Below are 1,783 nucleotides of genomic sequence, written 5' to 3'. Positions count from 1 at the left end.
AGCCACCGTCCACAACCTCACTGTCAGCAACCTGCACACGTACTATGTGCTGGCGGGGGCAATCCCGGTACTCGTTCACAACAGCAACTGTGGTGACGTAATTCTGGGGCCGGGTGAGGGAACTGCTGACGCCTTGAGGGCTTTCACCTCAACGAAGGCGGAGACTGAGTTCGTGTTTGATTCCGGTGCCGGAAGGTTTCTGGCGGGAGATCGTGAAAGAATTCCCGGAGGCCTCAGCCCCCACGAGCAACTAGCAGAAAAGGCGGGCATGGACAGAGGAACAGTGTTGGGTGGCACACTCTTCCGAGATAACGGCCGCCTAGTGTTCACGGAAAATAGTGGTCACTATGGCCACAGGTGGACGGACGCTACACGCCAGCAGTTCCAGAAGTTTATGAGCGATCAAGGGATTGACTTCGACTACAGGCCGTGGGGTTGAGATGGGAAACTGGACTCCAGTGGTGTATCGGGGAGACGGGGCGTGGATTGGGGTCATGCCTGATGGTCGGATCGGCGTAGGCGTGGAGTCAGAAGGCCGGTCTTCCCTTGTGGGATCGGGATTCGTTCCCATGTGGCCATACTTGGAGCGCAACATCTCTGCTTGCCTGGCCGATTTTTCCCGCTCGTGGGAGCATCTCGGTCAGGGTGGCGTTCCAACCCCTGAGAAGCTCATCGAACTGACAGTGGAGACGGCATGGAAGTCCGGCCGGTCATACTGGATGGAGCTAGCCGCGAATTGGGCTATCGAGATGGTTCGGCAAGAGGGTTTTGATCAAGAGGCCACCCGAATGCTTCTCCTCGAAATGGCCGCCTCGGAGGCGTTGTCGCCAGAATTGCGGGATCGAGCTCGGGGTGCTGGCGGGTAGGTGACCGGTACCCGAAAGGATCCTAAGGCTGGGATTGATCAGCCCTGAACGCATCTCGAAGCTTTTGCTTCGGAAAACCTGAAGCCCCACCAAATGTGACTGGTGGGGCTTCAGGGGCATCTGACGGCAGTAGTTGACGGCAACGTCAGCGGACGAGGGCGACGCAGGGCGGCGGCTCGTCGCCGTCGGAGCGTGCCGTCTTGGTGTTCTCCGGGCTGCCGAGTGTGGTGCTGAGGGTGTCGATGGCGTCGCGTTGGAGGCGGAGCCTTACGTGGGCGTAGACGGTTGCGGTGACGCCGATGTGGGCGTGGCCGAGGAGTTCCTTGATCACGACGAGTTCGACGCCCTGCTCCAGGAGCAAGGTCGCGGTCGAGTGCCGGAGGTCGTGAAACCGGATGCGGCGGAGGCCGGCCTTGCAGAGGAGCGTGATGAAGGCGCGGGTGAGGTTGGTCGGGTCGATCGGTCTGCCCTGCTCAGTGGTGAACACGTGCCTGTCGTGCAGCCACGTCGTTCCCGCGGCCTCGCGCTCGCGCTGCTGCTGTTCATGGTGGAGCTTCAGCGAGCGGACGCAGCGGGTGGGGATGGCGATGCGGCGTTCGGAGGCCCGGGTCTTGGTGGGCAGCGTGGTGAGCCCGCCTGCGCTGGTGCGCTGGAGGGTTCGGCGGATGGCGGCGGTGCCCGCGTCGAGGTCGAGGTCTTCCCAGCGCAGGCCGAGAAGTTCGCCCTTGCGGAGTCCGGTGTGGAGGGCGAGTTCGAACAGTGCGTGTAGCCGGTGGCCCTGGGTGGCGGTGAGGAGTTGGCGGGTTTCGTCGGCGGTGAGGGGTTCGAAGCGTCGGGGCCGGGGTGTGCCGGTGCGGACGTTGCGGGCGACGTTGCGCGGGATCTCCTCCTCGCGGACGGCGTGCTCCAGGGCGGAC

Annotated in this window: 2 protein-coding genes; one reads left to right on the top strand and one right to left on the bottom strand. The window is 63.2% G+C overall.

The features are described 5' to 3' along the window. Positions 1-439: polymorphic toxin type 43 domain-containing protein (locus tag GA0115259_RS38320; protein ID WP_141716901.1), on the top strand; the 439-nt coding region annotated here is incomplete at its 5' end. Positions 440-1,011: 572 nt separating this feature from the next. Here GA0115259_RS38320 and GA0115259_RS38310 read toward each other — a convergent pair. Further along, positions 1,012-1,783, bottom strand: a 772-nt coding sequence (locus GA0115259_RS38310) for a tyrosine-type recombinase/integrase (protein ID WP_141716900.1), incomplete at its 5' end; no start/stop codon positions are given.

Origin of the sequence: Streptomyces sp. MnatMP-M17 (genome assembly GCF_900091995.1) — a bacterium.
Classification (GTDB): domain Bacteria; phylum Actinomycetota; class Actinomycetes; order Streptomycetales; family Streptomycetaceae; genus Streptomyces.
This window is presented reverse-complemented; position numbering and strand designations above follow the sequence as displayed.